This window comes from Rouxiella sp. T17 (genome assembly GCF_036663475.1).
Lineage (GTDB): Bacteria > Pseudomonadota > Gammaproteobacteria > Enterobacterales > Enterobacteriaceae > Rouxiella.
Genome location: NZ_JAWUEA010000040.1, coordinates 39649 through 64144, shown reverse-complemented (window position 1 = coordinate 64144; position 24496 = coordinate 39649). Strand labels below are relative to the sequence as shown.

Below are 24496 nucleotides of genomic sequence, written 5' to 3'. Positions count from 1 at the left end.
AAATAACTGTATATATTCACAGTAAGAATTATACGGAGGGACAGTTATGCGTATTGAAGTCTGTGTCGACAAGCGAAAACCTTTACCGACGGGGGCATTGGAAGCCTTGTCAGGTGAATTAAGCAAACGTATTGGTAAAAAATTCCCCGATGGCGAGCACAGCGTTCAAGTGCGTTACGCCAGCGCCAACAGTTTAACGGTGTTGGGTGGTGCCAAACCCGACAAAGATATTATTGAAGAGATCCTGCAAGAAACCTGGGAGAGCGCCGATGACTGGTTCTCCGTAGAGATGCCGGACAGCTAACCTTATAAATCGATAACAATCAGGCTTTAAAAGCCAAGTACCAGTTTTTGCCGGGCGTCGCTGTCCGGCTTTTTTTTAGATTTTTTTTACTGCCCGCCGCCTACGTTTCTCGCCTACATTTTGTACCGCGCTAAATATTTACAACTAAATACGCGATTTTTATGCCATAAAGTCCATAAATGCTTATACTTAATTTGCTCACTTGATGATGAGCCGCATTGATCCTCGATAGTCACTCACGCTAGTCACTACAAGATAAGGGGTCTATATGGACAGAAATGACGAAGTAATCCAGACCCATCCGCTTGTTGGTTGGGATATTAGTACCGTCGATTCCTACGATGCCATGATGATACGTCTTCATTACCTGTCTTCAAAAGACCAACCGACCGCAGACGCTCAGGTAGATAGAACTTTATGGTTAACTACCGATGTTGCGCGGCAACTGATTAATATCCTTGAAGCCGGCATTGAAAAGATCGAATCAAATGAGTACGAGTACATTGAACAGCGTAAACACTAAGCTTGAACTGCTAGACTAAGGCACCTTCGAACCCCTCGAGGTGCCTTTTTTAATGCCCTTTTCTGCCTTGCTATCCTCCCGCAAACATCACTATCATGCCTGATACCCTTCTTTAATTTTATCGAGGAGCCGTCGACTGATGGATTATGACCTTATTGTGGTGGGCAGCGGATCGGTAGGCGCCGCCGCCGGCTTTTATGCTACTCGCGCCGGACTCAAGGTGTTGATGATCGACAGCGCCATGCCGCCGCACAAGGAAGGCAGTCACCACGGCGAAACGCGGATTATTCGTCACGCCTATGGCGAAGGCGCGCGCTACGTGCCGCTGGTCTTACGCGCGCAGGCGCTGTGGAATGAGCTGACGGTACTGACCGGCGAAGAGATATTTCGCTCGTGCGGCGTGATCAATATTGGGCCTCAAGGCTCCGAATTTATCGCCAACGTGAAATCCAGCGCCCGCGAATTCAATCTTAATACTCAGGCATTGAATGCCGAGCAAATCCGCCACAAATGGCCGCAGCTTACCGTGCCCGACGGCTACAGCGGCGTGTTTGAACCTGATTCCGGCTATCTTTATTGCGAAAAAGCGATCGAAGGTTATATTCGATTGGCCCGTGAAGCAGGCTGCGCGCAACTGTTCAACTGCCCTGTCGACAGCATTTACTATGAAGGTGATGTTGCCGTGGTGGTTACCAGCGAAGGGGAATATCGCGCGCCGAAATTAGCGTTGACCGCCGGAACCTGGGTGAAAAAATTCCTGCCTGACCTGCCAATGACGCCGATGCGCAAAGTTTTTGCCTGGCATCAGGCCGACGGGCGCTACAGCGAAGAGAATCATTTCCCCGCCTTTACCGTCGAAACCGAGGCGGGCGATCAGTTTTACGGTTTTCCGTCGGTCAAAGACAGCCTTAAACTCGGCAAGCACAACGGCGGCCAGCCAATTAATTCGCAAAAAGAGCGCAAACCGTTTGGCAGCGTGGCGGAAGATGGTCGCGAAGTGTTTGGCTTCCTGCGCCAATTTCTGCCGGGCGTCGGCGTTTGTCTGCATGGCGCGGCCTGCACCTACGACGTTACCGCCGATGAAGATTTTATTATTGACCGCGTTCCACAACACGCTAATACGCTGGTAATTTCAGGGCTTAGCGGCCACGGTTTCAAATTTGCCAGCGCGCTGGGCGAAACCGTCGCGCTGTTTGCGCAAGATCTGCCGCCTAAGGCGGATATGACGCCGTTTTCGCTGTCTCGCTTTACCCCTAATTAACTAACTCATTAAATAAAGCTAGCCGGCTAAAATTTAATTAATTAAATAATCATTCGCCAATTAATATTGTTGGTGAATGATTTTGTATCTTTATATTTACCGTATTTATAATAAATGCCATTTTATTGCATTTATTTGACTTTCACTGTTATCAACCTCTATTCTCCGTCTAGCCGATCACTGGAGTGGTCATCTCCTTTCTCTAAAAAAATAATTACAAGGATGTCATCCATGAAGATCCTTATTGTAGAACCCTGTGGCTTTATGCGGCTCGGCATGATTTCAATGCTCATCGATACGCCGAAAATTGACGTACTAGACGTTATTAACCTTCAACAAGCATTGATTAACGTGCCTTTATATAAGCCAGATATAATATTGATAAATATGACCCAACATTGTCACTGCGCGCATATCAATCCCGACATCAATGCCTTTTTGAAATTTAGACGGACAAGTAAAATATATTGTTATCTCGATGCCAACTATCCTGATAATGACGAGCCCATTATGGTAGCCGAGAACTTCTTGATGCTGCGTAAACAGCGCGTAGAGGCGGTCTTTGAGGAGATTATTGCTCAGGTTACCTTTTGTCGCACCCTGCAGGTCTGTACTCAGCCTTTCTCAATCTATAGCGATCAGGAACTGCTGGTACTGAATGACTGGATGGCCGAAGTCCCCAATTATCGTATCGCCCGAAAGCTTAATATCAGTAATAGAACCGTTTACGTGCATAAAAGGCATATCACGCAAAAAATTAAAGTCAGAAACAGGCTGGAGTTTTGTTTTATTTATAACATTATCAAATATTTCTACTGGCCGATTAATCCGTCGGCGCAACGTCCACTAAGTCGACAAACTAAAGAGGATATCCTCGCGCTTATTCGCTAATAATTTATAACTGTTACGGGTTAAGCTAATCAATCTCACGCTGTTTGATGCTAATTATTATTCGGCTATCCGCGCTATACATAAAAAAGGCTACCAAACGGTAGCCTTTTTTATTGTCTTAATGACTGACGGCTTTATCTGCTTCCTTTTTCTTGCGACGCAGTTGCAGCTTCTTAAGCAGCGTTTTCGCCTCTTCTTTACTGGCGACGGCCGGAGCCGAGCCGATTAATGGCTTACGCGCCGTCTCTTTCAACGAGAAGACGGTAATCGCGCCAATCACGGCGGCACCCATCAGGTAGTAGGCAGGGACCATAATATTGCCCGTTTCGGAAACCAGCCAGGAGGTCAGCAGCGGTGTCGTGCCTCCGAATAGCGAAACAGAGATGTTAAAACCAATCGCCAGCGAGCTGTAACGCGTGTTGGTGGTGAACAGCGACGGCAGCGCAGAAGGCATAGTACCGGTGAAACAGGTATGCACCAGACCCAGCAGCATCAAGCCGCCAAATACGCCCCACATCGAGCCATTACCAATCAGCATGAGCGCCGGAATCGAGAACAGAATCAGGCCCATCGCACCGGCCAGCAGCACAGGTTTACGGCCTAGACGGTCGTTCGAATAACCCAGCAGCAGCGTCAGCGGCATCATGATAAACATCACCACAATGATCAGCATCAGTCCGCTAAGCTCGCTCATCCCCAGCACGCTGGTCAGATAACTCGGCATGTAAGAGGTCAGCATATAGTTGGAAACGTTAAACAGCAGCACCAAACCAATACATTGCAGCATCGGACGCCAGTACTGACGCAGCATCTCGAACAGCGTTTGACGCGGCTTGCTGTCCTCAATCTGGTCCTGTTTCTCCATATGTTTCTTAAACGCTGGCGTTTCTTCAAGCTTCAAGCGGATATAAAGACCAAACAGGCCCAGCGGCGCGGCGATAAAGAACGGAATACGCCAGCCCCAATTCAGCAGCTGATCGGCCGACATTAACGCCGTCAGGCCGGTAACCAGACCTGCACCCAGCAGATAGCCGCCGAGAGTACCAAATTCCAGCCAGCTGCCCATAAAACCACGACGCTTGTCGGTGGAGTATTCAGCAATAAAGGTCGCCGCTCCGCCGTACTCGCCGCCGGTCGAGAAGCCCTGCACCAGTCGCGCCACCAGCAGCAAAATAGGCGCCGCGATACCGATACGCTCATAGCTTGGGATCAAACCGATACTGAAAGTCCCGGCTGCCATCATGATCATGGTGAAGGCGAGCACTTTCTGACGACCAATTCGGTCACCCAGCGGGCCGAATACCAGACCACCCAACGGACGCACTAAAAACGCCGCGGCAAAGGTGGCAAAGGCGGCGATAAGCTGGGCGGACGCGCTACCGCTCGGGAAAAAGACGTGGCCGATAGTGACGGCTAAAAAGCTGTATACGCCAAAGTCGAACCACTCCATCGCATTACCGAGTGCCGCAGCGCCAACGGCGCGGTGCAGCATTTTGCGGTCTACGATGGTGATGTCGTCCAGAGTCAGTTCCGGCTTGTTTCTTTTGCGCCAAAATTTGATGTGTGAAGTATGAGATTCGCTGGAATCTTTCATAAATTACCTCAATGTTGCTACTCATTATTATCAGTGCAGCATCATAGCTTTCGCTTCCCGGCAGAGTGGTTTATTCAAGGCAATATTAAATCAGCCCAGATAAACATGACGCGAGAGCTATGCAGCAGCGTTTTACTTTCCACTAAAAAAGTCGATAAATGCAGAATTAAATTTCGTGCCACTTTCGACCATAAAGCGCAAATTTACAGATCTTTAACCTATACAAAATTGTGATAAGGGTCAAGTTTTGGGGGTTTATCGGCGTTTTTAGATGATTTTCACCCTAAATCTTGACTAATAGACAAAGTATAGACCTCAAATCATCAATATTTGAGAAAGTTATTAGGGTGAAAATTTATACTTTAAGTAGAAAATTCAGGAAGTGTCAGTCGAGGAAAGCGCTGTGGAGTTGAGTAAATACAGGATAAAAGAGCGAGGAGAGAATCAAGATAGAAAGGTCATTGAGCAAGCCCGCGAGACGGCAGGCCTGCTCAATTTTTAACTTAACACGTTGCGCGCATCACTCTTGCGCAGCGGCATCTTTTGGTTCGGGAATGTGCATCGTGGTCTGCAACAGGCCTTTAGACTTGTTGAAGATTTTATTGCCATTCTCGCGGCCCGCACGCAGCGCGCGCTGCTGTTCAGGCGGCAATTTCAGCTCGGTTTGGCAAATCTCGCTGCAACAGCCGTCAAACTTGGCCGCGCAGCTCGGGCACTGAATAAACAGCAGGTGACAGCCGTCATTCAGGCAGTTGGTGTGATTATCACACTCCGCGCCGCACTGGTGACAGTTGGCAATCACGTCATCGGAGATTCGCTCGCCCATTCGCTCGTCAAACACAAAGTTCTTGCCCTTGAACTTGACCGGCAGGCCCTGCTCATTGGCACGACGCGCGTACTCGATAATCCCGCCTTCAACGTGATACACATTTTTGAAGCCGTTATGCAGCATGTAGGCGCTGGCTTTTTCGCAGCGGATCCCGCCGGTGCAGTACATGACGATTTTTTTGTCTTTATCTTCTTTCAGCATGTCAACGGCCATCGGCAGCTGATCGCGGAAAGTGTCGGACGGCACTTCAATCGCCTGGTCAAAATGCCCCACTTCGTATTCGTAGTGGTTACGCATATCCACAAACAGCGCATCGGGATCGTCAATCATTGCATTGACCTGTTCCGCCTTGAGGTATTCGCCCACGTTGGAAGGATCAAAAGTCTCGTCGTCGATACCATCGGCTACAATACGTTCACGCACTTTAAAACGCAGCACCCAGAAGGACTTGCCGTCATCTTCCAGCGCAACGTTGAGACGAATGTTGTCGAAAGCCGGATGGCAGGCGAAAAGGTGCGTTTTAAAGGCCTCGTACTGGCTTTGGGGAACGCTAATTTGGGCATTGATGCCTTCTTTAGCCACATAAATGCGCCCAAAAACATTTAACTTAACCAGATCGAGGTAGAGCCGATCGCGAAACGCTTTCGGATCATCGAGATGAAAGTATTTATAAAAAGAAACTGTCGTGCGCGGCTCGGTTTCGGCCAGCATGCGCGCCTTCAGTTCCTCGTTGGAAATTCGGTTATGTAACACTGGCATGGTGTACTTTCCTGTCTTTCGTTGAGGCTATTCTAAGCAGAGTAAAAATTAAAGCGGCGCTATCATACCTGAAACCGCCACCGGGATTAAAGCTTCACAAACGCAAATTGCGTTTGGCAAAGGTATTGCCTCGATGGGCATTTTCCTTTTGCTATTCTTATTTTGTTATCAAAAACGCATTCGAGGTCATGATGAGCAAGTTATTTGAAGGCATTAAACTAGGTTCACTTTCGTTAGAAAACCGTATTGTTATCGCGCCGATGTGCCAATACTCGGCGGATAACGGCAAAGCAACCTCCTGGCACCATGCCCATTTGGGTCAACTCTCCTTCTCGGGCGCGGGTTTATTGATTCTCGAAGCTACCGCCGTAGAAGCCGTGGGCCGTATCTCGCCGGGAGATTTGGGGCTGTGGAACGATGAAACCGAAAAGGCGCTGCATGATGTCGTGACTTCTCTTCGCGAGAACAGCCACATTGCGCTGGGCATTCAGCTTGGCCACGCGGGCCGTAAAGCCTCCTGTCAGGTGCCGTGGGAAGGCGGCAAGCAAATTAGTATCGAAAACGGCGGTTGGCAAACCGTAGCACCTTCTGACGTCGCCTTTGCCGATACCGACGCTGCGCCAGAAGCGATGTCGCTCGAACGCATTGCCGAATTCAAAAAGGCTTTCGTTGAAAGCGCCAAACGTGCCGAAAGGCTGGGCTTTGACCTGATCGAACTCCACGGCGCGCACGGCTACCTGCTGCACCAGTTCCTCTCTCCGCTGGCCAATAAACGTCAGGACCAATATGGCGGTTCATTCGAAAATCGTATTCGTTTGTTGCTGGAGATTTATCAGGAAGTTCGCGAAGTATTTTCGAATGATAAACCGATCGGCGTCCGTATATCTGCCAGCGACTGGGTGGAAGGCGGCTGGGACGTCGAGCAATCGGCCGAATTGGCGAAGGTGCTGGAGAAACTGGGTTGCAGCTATATCCACGTTTCGAGCGGCGGCCTTTCCACCGAACAGCAAATCTCTGTCGGCCCTAACTATCAGGTGCCTTTCGCGCACACGATCAAGCAGGCCGTCAAGATGCCGGTTATTGCAGTAGGTCTGATAACCGAACCTGAGCAGGCAGAGGCGGTGATTGCCACCGGTGAAGCCGATATGGTGGCACTGGCGCGCGGTATTCTCTACGATCCGCGCTGGCCGTGGCATGCCGCTGCCAAGCTGGGTGTGAAAGTCAGTGCACCAAAACAGTACTGGCGCTGCGAGCCGCATGATGTGAAAGGCCTGTTTAAATCTGAATAAGCATTTTTCGATTACATAAATTTCATATCACTTAATTTTCGAGGACGCCTGCTTATGGCGTCCTTTTTTATGGATTTAAGCCTAAAAATGGCCATTTACTGGCAGTTTTCTGCTTTATCACTGCATATTCGCTTCATGAGATTGACAAATGAAGGTTGTTTAACAATATTCAATTCGCTAGCGTTGCATAGCCAGAACCTGATGAGGAATTTGAGATAGGGAAAAGGTTAATCAAGCTAATGAGATCTCAACTTTTAGGGTGAATTTTAAACGTTATACGCCATTTTCGTGACCTAACTCCTGATAAATGAGGTTTTAATGCCGTCGGTTTTCACCTTGTTTAAAAAAAATGTCACAATATGCGTCTTTGCCGGAAACCATTAACCCCTGTAACTCTTCATTTGTTGTAAAAACGATAATTCAGAGCATCAGACACTTTCTCCGGCGGGCTGCTAGCAGAAGGCGGGCAACTAACAGGCGGTAGTTTTCAGAACCGCGTTGCCGAATACCTTCTGAAAAGAGCTTATATTTTCTTACTTCAATACTGATGACGCAGAGATTTTATGACTCAGGTTCCAACCTTTAACCGTTCGTTATTGCATCCTCGTTACTGGCCTACCTGGATGGGGCTGGGGCTATTGTATTTGCTGGTGCTGTTACCTTATCCCATGATTTATCGCCTAGGTTGCGGCATTGGCCGTTTTTCCATGCGTTTTCTGAAACGCCGCAGTCGTATTGCGCAGCGAAATCTGGAACTTTGCTTTCCGGATATGCCGCAAAACCAGCGCGACCAGCTTGTTCTCAAGAATTTTGAATCCGTTGGCATGGGGCTATTTGAAACCGGCATGGCGTGGTTTTGGCCCGACTGGCGGATCGAGCGCTGGTTTAAAGTCAGCGGCCTTGAGCACATTCAGCAGGCGCGTGATAACCAGCAGGGCGTTTTGCTGATTGGCGTACACTTCCTGACGCTGGAACTTGGCGCGCGAATCTTCGGCATTCATAACCCGGGCATTGGTGTTTATCGTCCGCATGACAATAAACTAATGGATTGGGTGCAGACCAAAGGCCGTATGCGCTCGAACAAGGCGATGCTGGATCGCAAAGACCTTAAAGGGATGATTCGCAGCCTGAAACAGGGCGACATTATCTGGTATGCGCCGGATCATGATTACGGCCCGCGTGCCAGCGTGTTTGTGCCCTTCTTTGCCGTCGATAAAGCCGCAACGACTACAGGCACGTACCTGCTCGCGCGGATGGGTAAACCGGCGATAATTCCGTTTACCCCGCGTCGTTTGCCGGGGGGTAAAGGCTACGAGCTGTTACTGCATCCGGCGGTTGAAAACTTCCCGCTGGAAGATGAAGTGGTGGCCGCAACCTACATGAACAAGGTCGTCGAGGATGAAATCAAACTCGCGCCGGAGCAATACATGTGGCTGCATCGCCGGTTCAAAACCCGTCCAAAGGGTGAACCTTCGCTCTACTAGCTTTTTTGAAAACAAAACCTGCCGATGGCGGGTTTTTTTCTGCATTTCCCTTTCCGAAAATTGTTTTCCTCCTTTCTGATACTTTGCTAAAGAATCCCCTCCTTACTCTCCTTAAATTTTGTTAATAATTTAGCCTCTTGATTGAAGTGGGTAATAATTCGGCGCATAATTATTACGCTAATCAACACTTGTGGCGCTCTGTTCTGCCCTTTTTGCAGAGTAAATGGACCTCACTCATTGGTAATTTATGACCTCGGAACCCGCATCGGATCAAGCACCAGCGCCTATCAACTGGAAGCGTAATCTTTTTGTCGCCTGGATCGGCTGCTTTCTTACCGGTGCCGCTTTCAGTCTTATCATGCCCTTCCTGCCTCTTTATATAGAAACGCTCGGCGTTACCGGCCACGAATCCCTCAACATGTGGTCCGGACTGGTTTTCAGTATCACCTTCCTGTTCTCAGCTATTGCGTCACCGTTCTGGGGCGGCCTTGCCGATCGCAAAGGGCGAAAGCTTATGCTGCTGCGTTCCGCGCTTGGCATGGCTGTCGTGATGGTGCTGATGGGCCTGGCGCAAAATATCTGGCAGTTCCTTATCCTGCGCGCGTTGCTTGGCCTGCTCGGCGGATTTGTGCCGAATGCCAATGCGCTGATCGCTACCCAAATTCCGCGAAATAAAAGCGGCTGGGCGCTGGGAACGCTCTCGACCGGTGCCGTCAGCGGCGCGCTAATCGGCCCGCTGGTGGGCGGTATTCTCGCCGACAGCTACGGCCTGCGCCCCGTGTTCTTTATTACCGCCGCCGTGCTGTTTGTCTGCTTCCTGATGACGCTGTACATGATCCGCGAGCAGTTTGTGCCGGTGAACAAAAAAGACATGCTCAATCGCAAGCAGGTTTTTGCTTCGCTGAAAGATCCGAAACTGGTGCTCTGCCTCTTTATTACCACCATGATTATTCAGGTCGCGACAGGTTCGATAGCGCCGATTTTGACGCTTTACGTGCGCGAACTGGCCGGACACACGCAAAGCCTGGCCTTTATCAGCGGGATGATTGCCTCGGTGCCGGGGGTCGCTGCACTGATTAGTGCGCCGCGGCTTGGCAAATTAGGAGACCGGATCGGGCCGGAGCGAATTTTAGTGGCGATGCTGGGCGTGTCGGTGCTGCTGCTGATCCCGATGGCGTTTGTGCAAAATCCGTGGCAGCTCGGCATTCTGCGTTTCCTGCTCGGGGCAGCCGACGGCGCGCTGTTACCGGCCGTGCAAACCTTGCTTATCTATAACTGTACCAATCAGGTTGCGGGGCGAGTATTTAGCTACAATCAGTCGTTTCGCGATGTCGGCAACGTGACGGGTCCGCTGCTTGGCGCGTCGGTGTCGGCGGGTTATGGTTTTCGGGCGGTGTTCTGCGTGACGGCCTGCGTCGTGTTATTCAATGCTTTTTATTCTTACTGGAGTTTGCAGCGCCGGCCACGTCAGGCAATGGTCGAGTAACCGGCCCTGCAGACGACGCTGATGATCATTTCCCGTTCATTTTTAGCGTAGAAAAACGCTTACTTCTTCTCTTCCGGTTGTCCGTCGTGCGGGCCGTGATGCTGGAAATCAGGCACTTCGACCACGGAAACGCGAACCTCGTAATGTTTGCCCGCCGTCGCTGCCGGAATTACGCCGTTGAGTTTTTGTAACGTATCGGTCGGATTATCGCTGGCAACAGATGCACAGAACAGCTCACCTCCGTGACAAAATGCGTGCATTGGCGGGGGTGGCATCATCATGCCCATTGGTGGAAAGTGCGGCATGCCTTCGCCTTCGCCGTGGAACGGCGGCATTTCGCGAGACGAGCTCGGCGGCGCATTTTGCGGAGTTTTTTGTGTTGATTCTGCCGCCTGGCTACCGACACTCATTAAAGCAGCAAGACCGCACAGTGGAAGAAGAAGAGTACGCAGAGACGTGTTCATGATAATGGCCTTTTCGAATGAAGATGAAGGCACTTTGAACCACAGCCCTGCGCGAATAAACCCCGTTTGCGAAACCTTTACCCTATCGTCTCGTCCCCTTTGCAATGCTGAATATGATTGACAAAATCGCGCTAAAAAACGGCCTATTTCCCTGAACGGATAAGGGTTTTCCTAAAGTCGGCGATTTTTTTTGCCCCTCCCTCGCTTGACAGCCAAATCTTCTACTATGATTTGCTACATCACTGCAAATCTGTGCAAATGGAGGAATTATGTCACTTTATGCAACGCTGGAAGAGGCTATTGACGCAGCCCGCGAAGAGTTTCTTGAACAAAATACCGAAGTGGTGGATAACGATGAAACCCCGTCGGTTAGCCAATTTAATCTGCAAAAGTACATCATGCAGGATGGCGACATCATGTGGGAAGCCGAGTTCGGCGCCAACGAGGGTGAAGAAACCGAAGGGTTAAGCTTCCTGAGTGGCGAAGCGGCGCAGGCTATTTTCGATGAAGACTTCGATAAACAAGAATTGCTGGAAGAGTGGCAAGACGAAAATACGCTTTACGAATGGGATGAGGGCGAATATCAGCTCCAGCCGCCTCTCGATACTGAAGAAGGCGCTGCGGCGGCGGAAGAGTGGGATGATGAAGACCCGTATCCAGGCCGTGACGACGAATAATTTTCCCGCAAGCTATTAGATCTAAACCAATAAAAAGTCGGGCGCACGTCGCCTGACTTTTTATTGGCGTTATCGCTTCACACTTTTTGCGAAAATCACTGATAGGGTTGCGAAAATAACTGATGGAGTTTCGAAAATAATTGATAAAGTTTCGAAAATCACTGATAGGGTCCGTGACGGGCGTCAATCGGCAGCATAAAGGTATCGACAATCATCGATAGCGGCACGTCAATAACCGTTACATAGCGCCACGGCCCATCGCGCAAATCCCACTGCACGCCCGGATAATATTGATTACTGTGGCCCTGCCCCGGCACCGTGCGGCTAATAATGCTGCCACAGCCCGACAGAGTGACTATCGCCACTCCCGCAATCATCGCTTTCGCCAATCGTGCTTTGCTGACTGCTTTGAAAGCTTTTCGTATAAAAGTCATGCGTTGGAAATCCACGCCGCCCATCCTCATTATTGCTGCTCATCACATAAAGCTTACCATAGCTGCCCTTTCGCCCAACGTTAAGCTAATGTAAAGGACAGCCCTCACTTGTTCGTGCTTTCCGACTTTATGCACTATAAAATACTGACCCTCAGTGCCGTATATGAACTGTTTATTAAATAAATATTAAAATAAGCCGAGCGGGAAAAATGGTCGCAATCATCTTTTTAAAAAAAAGATGCTTTGTATTCATGACGTTACGACGCATTCGGTCACTCTTATACCTTAGGAATTTGTATGGCCCCAGAATTGCTTTCCGTTTTGTTCTTCATTACCTCGATTATCCTTTGTGCTTTAAAAGCGAAACGAAACTCCTTCTGGATTTCTCTGATTCTGCTGTTGTCGGCACTTTTCCTGCTGCTCAGCGCAATCTGGACCGCCAGTAACTACTTTACCGGCGAAGGTCTTAACGACGAGGTACTGTTTACCATCACCAGCAGCCTGACCGGCGCGGACATGGGCAAATACGTGCTGCCTGCGGTCGGACTGTTTGCGTTTATCTTACTGGTGTTTGGCCTGCTGGCATGGCTCATCGTCCACAATAAAAACAGCAATCGCAGCATAACCTACAACTATATGGCGCTGCTTTTTGCGCTATTGGCGATTGGGACTGCCCCGGCGACGGCACAGCTGGTCAGCCTGACCACCTCGCAATTCGGTGATGACAAGTCTGACTTTAATGAAAATTATCAACAGCCTACCAAGCTGATTACCGGCAACAAGCCGAATCTGGTCTATATTTTTGGCGAAAGTCTTGAGCGCACCTATTTCGATAATCAGGTCTTTCCCGAGTTGACGCCGGAGCTTGGCGCCATCAAAAAAGAGTCGATCGATTTCAGCAATACGGTGCAAATTCCGGGGGCGGAAAATACCGTGTCGGGCATGGTCTCTGCGCTGTGTGGCATCCCGCTGTTCGCGCCTTTTGACAGCAATGCCTCAAGCTCGCTGTCGACCTTCTATCCGCACAGCGTGTGCCTCGGCGATATCCTTAAGAAATCGGGTTACACCAACTATTTCTATCAGGGCGCGAATCTGGCCTTCGCTGGTAAAGAGCTGCTGCTGAAATCGCACGGTATTGATAATCTTTATGGTTATTACGAACTTAAACCTGACGTTAAAGATCCTAACTATAAAAATGGTTGGGGCTGGTATGACGACACGACGCTCGATTTCGTTTACGACAAGTTTGTTGCGCTTTCGAAAGAAGGCAAGCCGTTTTCATTGTTCGCATTGACCGTCGACACTCATCATCCTGACGGCTTTATCGATGCCACCTGCAAACGCAACAGCTATTCGTACAACAACAAGCCGAATCAGTCGCTTAGCGCCGTAGCATGCAGTCAGGAACAGGTTGCCAAGCTGATTAACAAGATTAAGGCGTCACCTTATTTCAAAAATACGGTCATCGTTGTCTCTTCCGATCATCTGGCAATGAATAACACCGCCTACTCGATTTTGACCAAGCAGGAACGTCGCGACTTGTTCTTCATGCTGCGCGGCACGGGTGATAATAATCAGGTGATCGACCAGAAACGCACCACGCTCGACAACGGCGCGACGGTGCTGGATGCGCTTGGCGGTGACAACTTTATCGGCTTGGGTCGTAGCTCGCTGACCAGCGAATCACTGGCTAATAATTATCGCGACATCCGTAAACACACGCTGCGCTGGAAACCGGCCATCATCAAAATGTGGGATTTCCCGAAAAGCATTTCTGATTACGTGCTGCACACCGACTCTAAAATGATGACCTTCTCGGGCGTGTCGTTTAAATTCCCGCTAATACTTCGGGTGAGCGACGGCAGAATTGATCCGATGTTTGACGTGTATATGTCTGATCCGCTTGAAAAACAGCTCTCGACGCTGGATGCTGACCAGAAATTTGTCTGGGTCGATAACTGTAGCAAAATGGGGGATATCTGGGACCCTGCGCTGAAACAGGTCAACAACGTGTGTATCGCCAGCGGAAGCCTTAATACCAAGCCGCACATTGTTGAAGCCGATCGCGACCTGTATCGCGGCAAGGTGGTGTTTGACGGGTTGCCTACGCTCGACGAAGATACCTTCCACGCGACGGTTGAGAAGCTGAGTGCCGTTAAAGATTTAACCCCGGCCAATAACTCGACGGTGCATTAACGTTTAGACAGTTTATTAACTCGTAGACAGTACATTAACTCAGGTTGGTTATCGTTATGGGTTATAGGATGACGAAACGAAAATAAAAAGGGCAGGTTGCGTAATGCGACCTGCCCTTTTTTATTGTTTACTCGATGATTCTCTTACGTTTAATACTTAGCGTTAACGGCTACGTTTCAACGTCATGGTTGTCGTTTCAACGTAATGGCTATCGTTTCAACGTAATGGCTATCATTTCAACGTAATGAATGTCGAATCACGCTTTCACGCCCAGCGTTTGCGTCTCTGGGAAGGCTTCTGCATTGCGCGGCAACTCTGCGTAATACTCTTTCCATTCCTTAAGCTCAGGCTGAGTCCAGACGGCGGTATGCAGTCGGGCCATGATAACCGGATCGCTCAACAGAATCAGACGGTCGGCTTTACCCAGCCCTTTCGGCCCGCTTTGCAGCGCTTTTTCAAGCATCTGCTGACGGCCATTTTCAATGGTGCCGCGCAGCAGGTGACGAGAAGTCGCCATGCCCGTTGCCAACGCATTGAAGGTCGGGTTAAACACCGCGTGCATAAAGCCGTTTTTCAACATCCGCTCACGATTCAGCTGCAAGTACTCTTCTGTCGCCACCAGCTCGCGCGGCGGCTGATACTCTTCCGGGATCAGGAACAGCTTGGCGCGCTTGCTCTTGATACCTAGCGTTGCGCGGCTAGAGAGCACCGACACGATTGGCGAGAGGATCAATGAGAAGACGATCGGCGCGAGCCACCACAGGAAACGCAGATCAAGCCACGCCATGCCGCTTGCCCAAACCAGACCCAGCAGCAGCTGCGAGCCGTGACGTTTGAAGGCTTCGCCCCAAGGGGTGTCATCGTCGTCACGCTGCGGCGAATTCCAGACCACTTCCCAGCCGAGGAACGCACTGACCACGAACACGGTGTGGAACAGCATGCGAACCGGTGCGAGCAGCACGGAGAAGAGCATTTCCAGCAGCATAGAGAGCAGCAGACGGATTGCGCCGCCGTACTCTTTCGCGCCTTTGGCCCAAATCAGCACTACGCTCAGCAGTTTCGGCAGGAACAGCAGCACCATGGTGGTAGAGAACAGCGCAATCGCCAACTCTGGACGCCACTGCGGCCACACCGGGAACAGCTGCCTCGGTTGCAGGAAGTACTGCGGTTCCATCAGGGTATGCACGACCTGAAGCGCGGTAGACAACGCCAGGAACATAAACCACAGCGGCGCAGAGAGATAAGACATCACGCCGGTCAGGAACACCGCGCGGTGAACCGGGTGCATACCTTTCACCAGGAACAGGCGGAAGTTCATCAGGTTACCGTGACACCAGCGACGGTCGCGTTTCAGCTCGTCGAGCAGGTTTGGCGGTAACTCTTCATAACTGCCCGGCAAGTCATAGGCAATCCACACGCCCCAGCCGGCACGACGCATCAACGCGGCTTCAACGAAGTCGTGCGACAGAATCGAGCCTGCAAAGGAGCCTTCACCCGGCAACGGTGCCAGGGCACAGTGCTCGATAAACGGCTTCACGCGGATAATGGCGTTGTGGCCCCAATAGTGCGATTCACCTAGCTGCCAGAAGTGCAGACCGGCGGTAAAAAGCGGACCATAAACGCGGGTCGCAAACTGCTGGCAGCGTGCGTAAAGGGTGTCCATGCCCGACGCTTTTGGCGCAGACTGGATAATACCGGCGTTCGGGTTGGCATCCATCAGGCGCGCAAGACCGGTCAAACATTCGCCGCTCATGACGCTGTCGGCGTCGAGAATCACCATGTAGGCGTATTCCCCACCCCAACGACGACACCAGTCATCGATGTTGCCGCTCTTACGTTTTACGCGACGGCGACGGCGACGATAGAAGATACGGCCATGGCCGTCGACATCGCGGCAGACTTCCATCCACGCTTTTTGCTCGGCGACACAAATATCAGGGTCGTAGCTGTCGCTCAGCACGTAAATGTCGAACTGATCCAGATCGCCCGTAGCTTTTACTGATTCATACGTAGCACGTAAACCCGCAAATACGCGTTCAACGTCTTCGTTACAAATCGGCATGATAAGCGCGGTACGGTTGTTCTTGTTCAGCGGCTCCAAACCGGTGGTCGACGCCGTGATGCTGTACTTGTCACGGCCGATCATCAGCTGCAGGAAGCCCATCAGCGCGGTCCAGAAACCGGCCGAGACCCAACAGAACAGAATCGCAAACAGGATCAGAATGCCGGTCTGCAACACGTAAGGCAGCAGTTGCAGCACGGATTGCAGCAGGTCCTGATTCAGCATGTCGGACGGGTCGATCAACGCCCAGCCCTGATACGGCAGAATAGTTTTCATATACCAGGTGGCGATGGCGGTTTGCACCAGCATCAGCGCCAACAGGATATAACGACGAATCGAACCGGCGGCGCGCCATCTCTTCTCGGATTCAGGCATCTGTGAAGAGGTGTAACGGCGCGCGATTGCGCTGCGTCCCATCAGAGAATCCCAAAAACGGCCCACCGGGTTGGTGCGCCAGATTTCAGGGAACATGCTGGAACGTTTGATTGGCGGCATCGCTTTAACCACGGCGCGCCCTTCGTTATCGACGTCGGCCAAGGTGCCGTGCTGTTCGGCATCGGGCCAGCCTTCGCCAATACGTGCGCGAACAGACGCAAGCGGAGCCTGCGCGTCTGCCGTTTCAATGACCGTCACGGGATCACCGCCGAGGCGATGATGTAGAGACGTGAAAGCAAGCTCATCAGCAGCCGGAAGCTGCTGAGTAAGGTCCCCTTTCTGAGTCTCAGTCAGGGGCAATGCTTCTACGTACTCTTGAGTAGAGTGCGTTGTCTTATTCATTGGCAGGTAACTGGTTGCTCCAGGTTTCGCTCAGCGATTTGTCGCCATTAACCAGAGAAGCGCGCATTTCAACCGGCTTCTTCGGATCCTTCACTTTCAGACGCAGCGTTAAACGCCAGCCCTTGGTGACTGAATTATAGCGGACATTGTTTTCAAGCAGATCGGCGTTGTCGCCCATGCTGACCTGAGACGCGACCGGCGTGTCGGGCTTGAGGGATTTCAGGGCCGGGCCGACGAAGTCAACCACGTAAGCCACGCTGCCATCCTGCTCGCGCACCAGATTGGACTGTTTCACGTCACCGGCTGAACGCATAGTTTGCGCCACCCAAGACGAGTCAGGCGAGTGCAGCTTGTCTTCATCACGGGTGAAGTGAACGCGATAGTTAATATCGATAGGCGTACCGGCCGCTGGGAGTTGATCCGGCGTCCAGAAGGCAACGATATTGTCGTTGGTTTCATCGGCAGTTGGAATTTCTACCAGCTCGACTTTACCTTTACCCCAATCCCCTTTCGGCTCTACCCACGCGCTTGGGCGCAGATCGTAGCGATCGTCTAGATCTTCGTATTCGGAGAAGTTACGACCCCGTTGCAGCAGGCCAAAACCTTTCGGGTTTTCCATCGAGAACTGGCTAACCGACAGGTGACGAGGATTGTTCAGCGGACGCCAAATCCACTCACCGTTTCCGGCGTGAATAGACAGACCGTCGGAATCATGCAGCGAAGGACGGAAATTCATCACCTGCGAAGGCTGATTCTGACCAAACAGGAACATACTGGTCAGCGGCGCCAGACCCAGTTTGCCCACTTTATCGCGCAGGAAGACTTTCGCCTGAATGTCTACGCTGGCTTCTTTGCCAGGATAAACGTCGAGACGATAGGCACCGGTTGCACGCGGCGAATCCAGCAAGGCGTAAATAACTAAATGTTTTTCATCAGGATTAGGGCGTTCAATCCAGAATTCGCGGAAACGCGGGAACTCTTCGCCAGAGGAGAGCGCGGTATCGATAGCCAAGCCACGCGCCGACAGGCCGTAAACCTGACCTTTACCAATCAGACGGAAATAGCTCGCGCCCAGCAGGCTCATGATCTCATCGTCTTTATCGGCTTTGTTAATTGGATAAAGGACTTTGAAACCGGCAAAGCCGAGATTTTTAACCGAATCGGCGTCGTGTTTCACGTTACCGAAATTAAACAGGTCAGGATTGTATTTGATCTCTTTGACACTGTTGGCGGTCACTTCATTAATTTTGACCGGCGTGTCGAAATACATGCCTTGGTGATAAAACTCAAGCTTGAACGGCGTGTTTAGATTATTCCAATACGCTTTATCATGGTTGAATTGAATTTGTTGGTAGTCCGCAAATTTCATGTCGCGGAATTGAGATGGCAGATTACTTTTTGGTGCTTCGTAACCTTTATCAGCCAGCGCTTTCGCCTGCTTGGCAACATCATCAATTGAAAAAGCAAAGGCAGATGATGAGAACAAGGTCATCAACACTGCAGCACTCAGCAAACGGACTTTAGTCATATCTGGCCCTTTGGAAAAATTTTTACCCGGCACGTCCCCTCCTTTAAATGCGCTTAACTCAATGGCTCCATTTTAAGGAATAGTCGGAAATCCGACAACATGAGAGATGATTGGTCCATCACGTTGATGAACCGTTTAAGCACATAGTTAAGCAAGGATAACAATTTGCCGAAAGTCCCGCTATGGAAAGTTATCTGAGTCTAGCCTGAATCAAGACCCTATGGGCACTATAGCTTTACAAAAAGCAGACATTTCTTAACAGCAGCCAAATTAATTATAAAGTAGACTATTTTTTAACTAAACTTTTCCTGAAATGAAACTTCATGCAAACACAACGTCCGCCAAGAGAGTTTTTTTTGGACTCAATCCGGGCTTATTTGATGCTGCTCGGTATTCCATTTCATATCTCGTTGATTTATTCCAGCCACATCTGGGCGGTCAATAGCGTGACGCCGTCCGAAGGCTTAACAATATTCAACGACACCATTCACGCCTTCCGTATGCAGGTGTTCTTTGTCATTTCCGGCTACTTCTCCTACATGCTGTTTGAGCGGTACGAGCGGCAGAAGTGGCTGAAAGTGCGCCTTGAGCGGGTGGCGATTCCGCTGGCTGCGGCGTTCCCGCTGATCACTATTCCTCAGCTGGCTTTCCTTTATTACTTCACCGACAAGTTTGCCGACTGGAGTAACATGGACCTTTACCAGAAAGTAAATATTACCGTCTGGGAATTAGTGTCGCATTTATGGTTCCTGCTGACGCTGGTAATATTAACCAGCGTTTCCTTCTATTTATTCCGCGCGTTAAAAGAGAATAAGAATAGTCGTATTTTAAAAATAATTAGTGAAGCCGATTCAATGGGCAAAATTACCGTGCTGTTTTTGTTCTTCGGATTAATTTATGCCGCATTCAATCGCGCACTGTATCTTTTTGCACCTGATTTACTCGGCAATGGCGCATTCAACTTTATTGTGATGCAGACTTTATTTTATCTGCCCTTTTTCTTTATTGGTGCCTGCGCCTTTAAATTCGCCAACCTGAAAAAAGTGTTTTTAAAATCGTCGGTCACCAACTGTTTGCTGTGTATTCCCCTGTTTGCGGCTTACATGATTAACCAGCACATTAATACGCCACAGCTCTACTCGATGGAGCTGGATGCCATCATCACCAGTCTGCTAGGTATTTTGATGGTGAACGTGGTGTTCTCTTTCAGCCACTACGTGCTGAATTTCCAGTCGCCGTTTGTGACTTATCTGGTTAATGCATCGCTGTTTGTTTACCTGATCCACCACCCATTGACGTTGATTTATGGGGCATTTATCACGCCACTGATTAAAAGCGACTGGGTTGGATTCTGGCTGGGACTGGTGTTTGTCTTTGGTATCGCCTTTGTGCTGTACGAGGTGCATAAACGTATTCCGCTGTTGCGCTTCCTGTTCTCGGGCAAATGGCAGTTTGTGCAGAAAGATAAAGAGCTGGACGCGGTCGCCAATGAACGACCACAGCAGGCCAAATAGGATAATCTTTAGCTCAATCTACGGATTACGCGTTAGGCAATAAAACTAAAAAGGGCGTTAACCCGCGGGAAAAGATGACCCGACGGATTAGCGCCCTTTTTGCTGCCTGCTTTCTGGTTTCTGCTTTCTGGTTGCTTATGCTGACAATCCGAAAACAGGAAAGCAGAATAATTAATGAATATTGATGGTCGGCACGACCGACATTCCCACGCGTAGTCGCGCCAAATCCGGCTGATTGGCATCGAGTAAAATCTTCACCGCCAAACGCTGCGTCACTTTGGTGTAATTGCCGGTGGCGTTATCAGGCGTAATCGGCGAAAAAGTAACGCCGGTAGCTGGCGCGACGCTGTCCACCCTGCCCTGCAACGTAACATCCGGAAGCGCATCGACTTTGATGCTCACCGTTTGATTAGGTTGAACATGTGCCAGCTGGGTTTCGAGATAATTGGCCACCACGTAGGCTTTATTAATCGGCACCAGCGCCAGTACGCGCGTTCCGGCACTGACGTACGCACCAACTCGAAGTGAGCGCACGCCAACCATGCCATCAATCGGCGCCTTGATTTCGGTATAAGAAAGATTAAGTTTTGCCTGCTCAAGCGCCGTGGCGGCGGAATCAATCGCGGCCTTGGCCTCTGCCTGCTCGGCATTCAGTACGTCCAGCTGCTTTTCGGCGGCATGAACGGCGGCAATGTCACTCTGCTGGCTCGCCAGCTTCTGGCGATAATTGGCATCGGAATCGTCACGTAAATCCAGCGAGCTGGAGCCATTCTGCGCCAGACTTTTGTAGCGCTCGGCGCTCTTGCGGGCGTAGACCAGCGCGGCGGAATCGGCCTGAACCATGGCGCGCGCCTGTTCAATCGTCGGCTGCTGTTTGGCAATTTGCGCCTGCAAACTTTGCATCTGCGCCTGCGCGGTTTCCAGCGCGGCCTGCGCCGTATGCACCGAATTGACGTAATCGCGGTCGTCGATTTTCGCCAGCAGTTGGCCCGCTTTTACCTGCTGATTGTCTTCGACCCGCACGTCCTGAATGGTGCCGGAAATTCGCGGAGCCACCAGCGTTGAGTCGGCGGAGATCACCGCGTCATCGGTAGTCGGCGACGTTTGGCCACTCAGCAGATACCAGCCCAGCACGATTAACAAGGCAATAATCACGATAACGATCAGCCATATTGAGCGAAATGAGGATTTGTTGGACATAAATTCGATTCTCTCGTGTTCTACTTTTTTAAAATAAGAGTTTTAAAAGCAATAAGTCTCTTCAACAAATAAGACTTCTTAATCAGTAAATTAGTCAGGTTTCTTCACCACTGACTGCGGCGGATAAGTGCGTTTGGGCAGCAATATTGTCAGCAACGCCAACGCAATCGCTACGTCGATAATCATCAAATAGCTGTCTGCCAATCCGAGCACCGTGGCCTGGCGTTTAACCAGCGACGAAAAGGCGCTGAGGGCCTCCGTCGATACCGCCGATCCGTTTGAATTCAGCGGCGCAAGATAGGTGCCGTCACCGTCGTAAGGTTGCGACAGCAGCGAACTCACGCTGCCAACATGATTGAGCAGCACGCTGGAGTGAAACTGTTCGCGCTGGCTCGAGAATTCGCCGACCACCGCCGTGCCAATTACGCTGCCTAATCCGCGCACGGTATTAAACATCGCCGAGGCAAACGGCCCTTCCGGCGGCTGCACCACGCTGGTTGCGCCCATCAACACGGGCAAAATTGCCATCGGCTGCCCGAACGCCTGCATCATTTGCAGGGTGTAAAAATTCTCGCGCGCCCACCCTTCGGTCAGATGACTGCCGCCGTAACAGGAGAGGCCGATAAGCGCCAATCCAAGAATCAAAATCAGCCGGCTATCAACCCAACGAAAATTCAGCACCGCCGCGACCAGCGGAGCCAAAATCAGCTGCGGCAGGCCAATGGTCAGCGCCAGCGGCCCGACCTGCACGGCGCGAAATCCCTGCACGCCTTCCATATAACTCGACGGCAGCGCGGAGCCGGAGAGCACCAAAATCATCAGCCCGCCCAGCGTCAGCAGGCCATGAGTTAAATTATGGCGTTTCAACATCTGTAACTTGAATAACGGCAGCGGATGCGACCATTCGTTGACCAGAAAAACGGTCAGCAAGGCTATCGACGATAGCAACATCACCACAATCAGCGGCGAATTCAGCCAGTCGAGACGCTCTCCCTGCTGGAGCGATAACACCAGCAGCGCAATGCCGCTGCTGCCGGTCAGCATGCCGAAAATATCCATCTGTTTGAAACGCTCGAAACGGGTGGGATCCTGCGGAATTCCGTAGCCAATCATCGACGCGGCAAGCAAACACGGCGGAATAACCTGCCAAAACACCCAATGCCAGCCGACATCGTCAGTCCAAAACGCCGCCAGCGTGGTGGCGATATTCGGGCCAAAGGTCGCGGTCAGCGCGTAGGCACTCAGGCCGTAAAGCTTAAAGGCCGGAGGCAGAAAACGCAGCGCGGCGGTCATTAACAGCGGCGGTAAAGCGCCGCCAAAGATGCCCTGAATTACGCGCAAGGCGATGAAAACGGGAATATTTGGCGCAAACGGCAGTACCACGGCCACCAGCGCGAAGCCCAAAGAGACGGCGATGGCAAAACGGCGCAGTGAAAACGTCATCGCAAACCACGGCGCGAGCATCATCGCCGCAACCTCGGCGGCCTGATAGGCGCCGATCACCCACGTGCCCGGATCGCTACTGATATTTAGCGCGCCACGCACGTCGGCCAGCGCGATATCCGTCACGCGATCGTTAAGACCGGAACACAGTGAGGCGATAAGTATGCCGATCAGCCCCATCACTAACCGAAAAGTAAACGGTTGTGGCACTGGCGGCGCGACAGATCCGCCCATAGGCAAGCCTGGAGAAATTTGCTGGGTCATAAGTTGCTCTTATAATAATGATGCATTGCACCGCTATACGGTACAGCGCGCAAATACTATAATACGATGCACTGTATTGCAATGTGATTAGTGTTGGTTTTTCAGGCAGCGTGCGATTACTTTAGTGAGGCGTTACAATGCGCAAGAAAGCGATAATCAGGGATAAATCAACGTTATGAATAACGAAGTTTCGGGTGAAGAAGAGCGCAGCGGTGGGATTCAGGTTATTTCGCGCGCGGCCGCCATTTTGAATGCGTTGGGGAGTCATCCGGAAGGATTGAGCCTCGGCGCGATCGCCAATGAGGTTCAGCTGCCGCGTTCGACGGTGCAGCGGATTGTCGCGGCGCTGACGGAAGAAGGCATCGTGCGCACCGAAGGCGCGGGCGGCGTGCGTCTCGGCCCGATGCTGCTGCGACTGGTTTCTACTATTCACACCGACGTTATCGCTATCGCCTCGCCTTATCTTCAACAGCTGTGCCATGAAACGCAGGAAACGGTGGCGCTAGGCCGGGCGAGTGGTCGCCAGATTGCCAATATTCATCACATTGTGGCCGAACGCGAGCTGCGAGTGGTGCCGAAATTTGGTTTGAATCTGCCGATTTACAGCACCTCCGCCGGACGCGCCCTGCTCTCGCTGAAAAGCGATCAGGAGATTCGCCATCTGGTGGGCGATACGCTCGAGCCCGCCACGGAAAACACGGTAAAAGATATCGATGCGCTGCTGAAAAAAGTGGCGCAGGTGCGATCCAGCGGTATTTCGATGGAGAGCGGCGAAACCGTGCTCGGCATCTCCTCGATGGCGACGGCGATCGACACGATTTTGGGACACTATTCTATTTCTGTACTGATGCCGACCGAACGTCATCCCGCCAAACAGGCCAGCGTGCAGCAGGCGATTTTACGCTGCAAAGAGTCGCTGGCCGGCGAGATTGGCAAGCTCGGCAACAGCAAATAACTCGGTTCTCCCCTCTTTTCAACATGACGCTTAAAAGGAATTGCCAATGTTTGATGTCATTCTTGTTGCAGTCGATGGCTCCAGCCAAACCTCGCAGGTTGTCGCGCTGGCGGCGAAAATTGCCCAGCACGGCGCGCCAACCGTTTACGTAACCTGTTGTGTTGATGAGGCTTATGCCTTTGCTAACCAGCAGGAACAGCCGGGCGATGTGATTGAATATCCGGCGGCTACTGCCGAACAGGATTCCGCTACGGCGGTGGTTACCAGAGCGTTGCAGCAGCTTTCTGCCGCCGGGATTCAGGCAAAAGGCAATCTGGTTGTCGGCTCTGCGGGCGAAACGCTGGTGTCGGAGGCAAAAAGCAAAGGGGCGTCGGTGATTGTCATGGGGCATCGCCAGCTGTCGGCGTTTGGCAGGATATTTAAGGGTTCGGTGAGTGCCGAAGTGGTCGCCAATGCGCCTTGTCCGGTACTGGTTGAAGTGCGAGGCAATTAGCTCGCTGGGTAAAAAAAGTAAGTCAGGAAGATATATTAAGTTGAAGCACTAAAAAGTACAGAATTGACG

At 51.1% G+C, this 24496-nt stretch carries 20 protein-coding genes; 12 read left to right on the top strand and 8 right to left on the bottom strand.

The window, feature by feature from the left end; all coding sequences use genetic code 11:
* Positions 1-46 precede the first annotated feature (46 nt).
* The 4 genes from dinI to SC206_RS17980 all read left to right on the top strand — a co-directional run bounded on the left by dinI (position 47) and on the right by SC206_RS17980 (position 2979).
* Entirely contained in the window at positions 47-304 is a 258-nt protein-coding gene (gene dinI / locus SC206_RS17995) for a DNA damage-inducible protein I (RefSeq protein ID WP_332739347.1), read from the top strand.
* Positions 305-572: 268 nt separating this feature from the next.
* Positions 573-827: a biofilm formation regulator BssS gene (bssS, locus tag SC206_RS17990; RefSeq protein WP_332739344.1), complete on the top strand. Its 255-nt coding sequence runs from the start codon at positions 573-575 to the stop codon at positions 825-827.
* A gap of 139 nt (positions 828-966) precedes the next feature.
* A complete protein-coding gene (gene solA, locus SC206_RS17985) occupies positions 967-2088 on the top strand; it encodes an N-methyl-L-tryptophan oxidase (protein WP_332739342.1) in 1122 nt (373 codons plus the stop codon).
* Positions 2089-2319: 231 nt separating this feature from the next.
* On the top strand, positions 2320-2979 hold the full coding sequence (locus SC206_RS17980) for a response regulator transcription factor (protein WP_332739340.1): 660 nt from the start codon (positions 2320-2322) through the stop codon (positions 2977-2979).
* A gap of 118 nt (positions 2980-3097) precedes the next feature.
* Here SC206_RS17980 and proP read toward each other — a convergent pair whose 3' ends face one another.
* A complete protein-coding gene (gene proP / locus SC206_RS17975) occupies positions 3098-4573 on the bottom strand; it encodes a glycine betaine/L-proline transporter ProP (protein ID WP_332739338.1) in 1476 nt (491 codons plus the stop codon).
* Between the two features lie 520 nt (positions 4574-5093).
* Positions 5094-6161 carry an oxygen-dependent tRNA uridine(34) hydroxylase TrhO gene (trhO, locus tag SC206_RS17970; RefSeq protein ID WP_332739336.1) on the bottom strand — a complete coding sequence of 356 codons (1068 nt, stop codon included), beginning with the start codon at positions 6159-6161 and terminating at the stop codon, positions 5094-5096.
* A gap of 191 nt (positions 6162-6352) precedes the next feature.
* Here trhO and SC206_RS17965 point away from each other — a divergent pair, with 191 nt between their 5' ends.
* The 3 genes from SC206_RS17965 (at position 6353) to mdtG (ending at position 10420) form a co-directional block, all read left to right on the top strand.
* Positions 6353-7450, top strand: coding sequence for an NADH:flavin oxidoreductase/NADH oxidase (locus SC206_RS17965; RefSeq protein ID WP_332739843.1), 1098 nt, complete (start codon positions 6353-6355; stop codon positions 7448-7450).
* Positions 7451-8013: 563 nt separating this feature from the next.
* The gene (locus SC206_RS17960; protein WP_332739334.1) at positions 8014-8934 is read left to right on the top strand and encodes a Kdo(2)-lipid IV(A) acyltransferase; all 921 of its coding nucleotides are present in this window, start codon (positions 8014-8016) and stop codon (positions 8932-8934) included.
* A 247-nt stretch (positions 8935-9181) separates the two neighbouring features.
* On the top strand, positions 9182-10420 hold the full coding sequence (mdtG, locus tag SC206_RS17955; protein ID WP_332739332.1) for a multidrug efflux MFS transporter MdtG: 1239 nt from the start codon (positions 9182-9184) through the stop codon (positions 10418-10420).
* Between the two features lie 59 nt (positions 10421-10479).
* On the opposite strand, the gene SC206_RS17950 is transcribed toward mdtG, so the two are convergent.
* The gene (locus tag SC206_RS17950; RefSeq protein ID WP_332739330.1) at positions 10480-10884 is read right to left on the bottom strand and encodes a hypothetical protein; all 405 of its coding nucleotides are present in this window, start codon (positions 10882-10884) and stop codon (positions 10480-10482) included.
* 269 nt (positions 10885-11153) lie between these two features.
* Here SC206_RS17950 and SC206_RS17945 point away from each other — a divergent pair, with 269 nt between their 5' ends.
* Positions 11154-11561 carry a MysB family protein gene (locus tag SC206_RS17945; RefSeq protein WP_332739328.1) on the top strand — a complete coding sequence of 136 codons (408 nt, stop codon included), beginning with the start codon at positions 11154-11156 and terminating at the stop codon, positions 11559-11561.
* A 158-nt stretch (positions 11562-11719) separates the two neighbouring features.
* On the opposite strand, the gene SC206_RS17940 is transcribed toward SC206_RS17945, so the two are convergent.
* On the bottom strand, positions 11720-11938 hold the full coding sequence (locus tag SC206_RS17940; RefSeq protein WP_332739841.1) for a YceK/YidQ family lipoprotein: 219 nt from the start codon (positions 11936-11938) through the stop codon (positions 11720-11722).
* A gap of 354 nt (positions 11939-12292) precedes the next feature.
* On the opposite strand from SC206_RS17940, the gene opgB reads away from it, so the two are divergent.
* Positions 12293-14191: a phosphatidylglycerol--membrane-oligosaccharide glycerophosphotransferase gene (gene opgB / locus SC206_RS17935; protein ID WP_332739326.1), complete on the top strand. Its 1899-nt coding sequence runs from the start codon at positions 12293-12295 to the stop codon at positions 14189-14191.
* Positions 14192-14447: 256 nt separating this feature from the next.
* Here the strand turns inward: opgB and mdoH are convergent, their stop codons facing one another.
* Both mdoH and SC206_RS17925 read right to left on the bottom strand, forming a co-directional pair.
* Complete coding sequence (mdoH, locus tag SC206_RS17930) at positions 14448-17030, bottom strand: glucans biosynthesis glucosyltransferase MdoH (RefSeq protein WP_332739324.1); 2583 nt, start codon at positions 17028-17030, stop codon at positions 14448-14450.
* A complete protein-coding gene (locus SC206_RS17925) occupies positions 17023-18558 on the bottom strand; it encodes a glucan biosynthesis protein G (RefSeq protein ID WP_332739322.1) in 1536 nt (511 codons plus the stop codon). The genes mdoH and SC206_RS17925 overlap by 8 nt, the downstream gene beginning before the upstream one ends.
* Before the next feature lie 323 nt (positions 18559-18881).
* On the opposite strand from SC206_RS17925, the gene mdoC reads away from it, so the two are divergent.
* Positions 18882-20072, top strand: coding sequence for a glucans biosynthesis protein MdoC (gene mdoC / locus SC206_RS17920; protein WP_332739320.1), 1191 nt, complete (start codon positions 18882-18884; stop codon positions 20070-20072).
* Between the two features lie 171 nt (positions 20073-20243).
* Here the strand turns inward: mdoC and SC206_RS17915 are convergent, their stop codons facing one another.
* Both SC206_RS17915 and SC206_RS17910 read right to left on the bottom strand, forming a co-directional pair.
* The gene (locus SC206_RS17915) at positions 20244-21272 is read right to left on the bottom strand and encodes an HlyD family secretion protein (RefSeq protein ID WP_332739318.1); all 1029 of its coding nucleotides are present in this window, start codon (positions 21270-21272) and stop codon (positions 20244-20246) included.
* A gap of 90 nt (positions 21273-21362) precedes the next feature.
* The gene (locus tag SC206_RS17910; RefSeq protein WP_332739316.1) at positions 21363-22979 is read right to left on the bottom strand and encodes an MFS transporter; all 1617 of its coding nucleotides are present in this window, start codon (positions 22977-22979) and stop codon (positions 21363-21365) included.
* A 175-nt stretch (positions 22980-23154) separates the two neighbouring features.
* Between SC206_RS17910 and SC206_RS17905 the strand changes: the two genes are divergently transcribed.
* Both SC206_RS17905 and SC206_RS17900 read left to right on the top strand, forming a co-directional pair.
* On the top strand, positions 23155-23934 hold the full coding sequence (locus SC206_RS17905) for an IclR family transcriptional regulator (protein WP_332739314.1): 780 nt from the start codon (positions 23155-23157) through the stop codon (positions 23932-23934).
* Positions 23935-23980: 46 nt separating this feature from the next.
* Positions 23981-24427 (top strand): universal stress protein, encoded by a 447-nt coding sequence (locus SC206_RS17900; RefSeq protein WP_332739312.1) that lies wholly within the window; start codon positions 23981-23983, stop codon positions 24425-24427.
* The last annotated feature ends 69 nt before the right edge of the window (positions 24428-24496 follow it).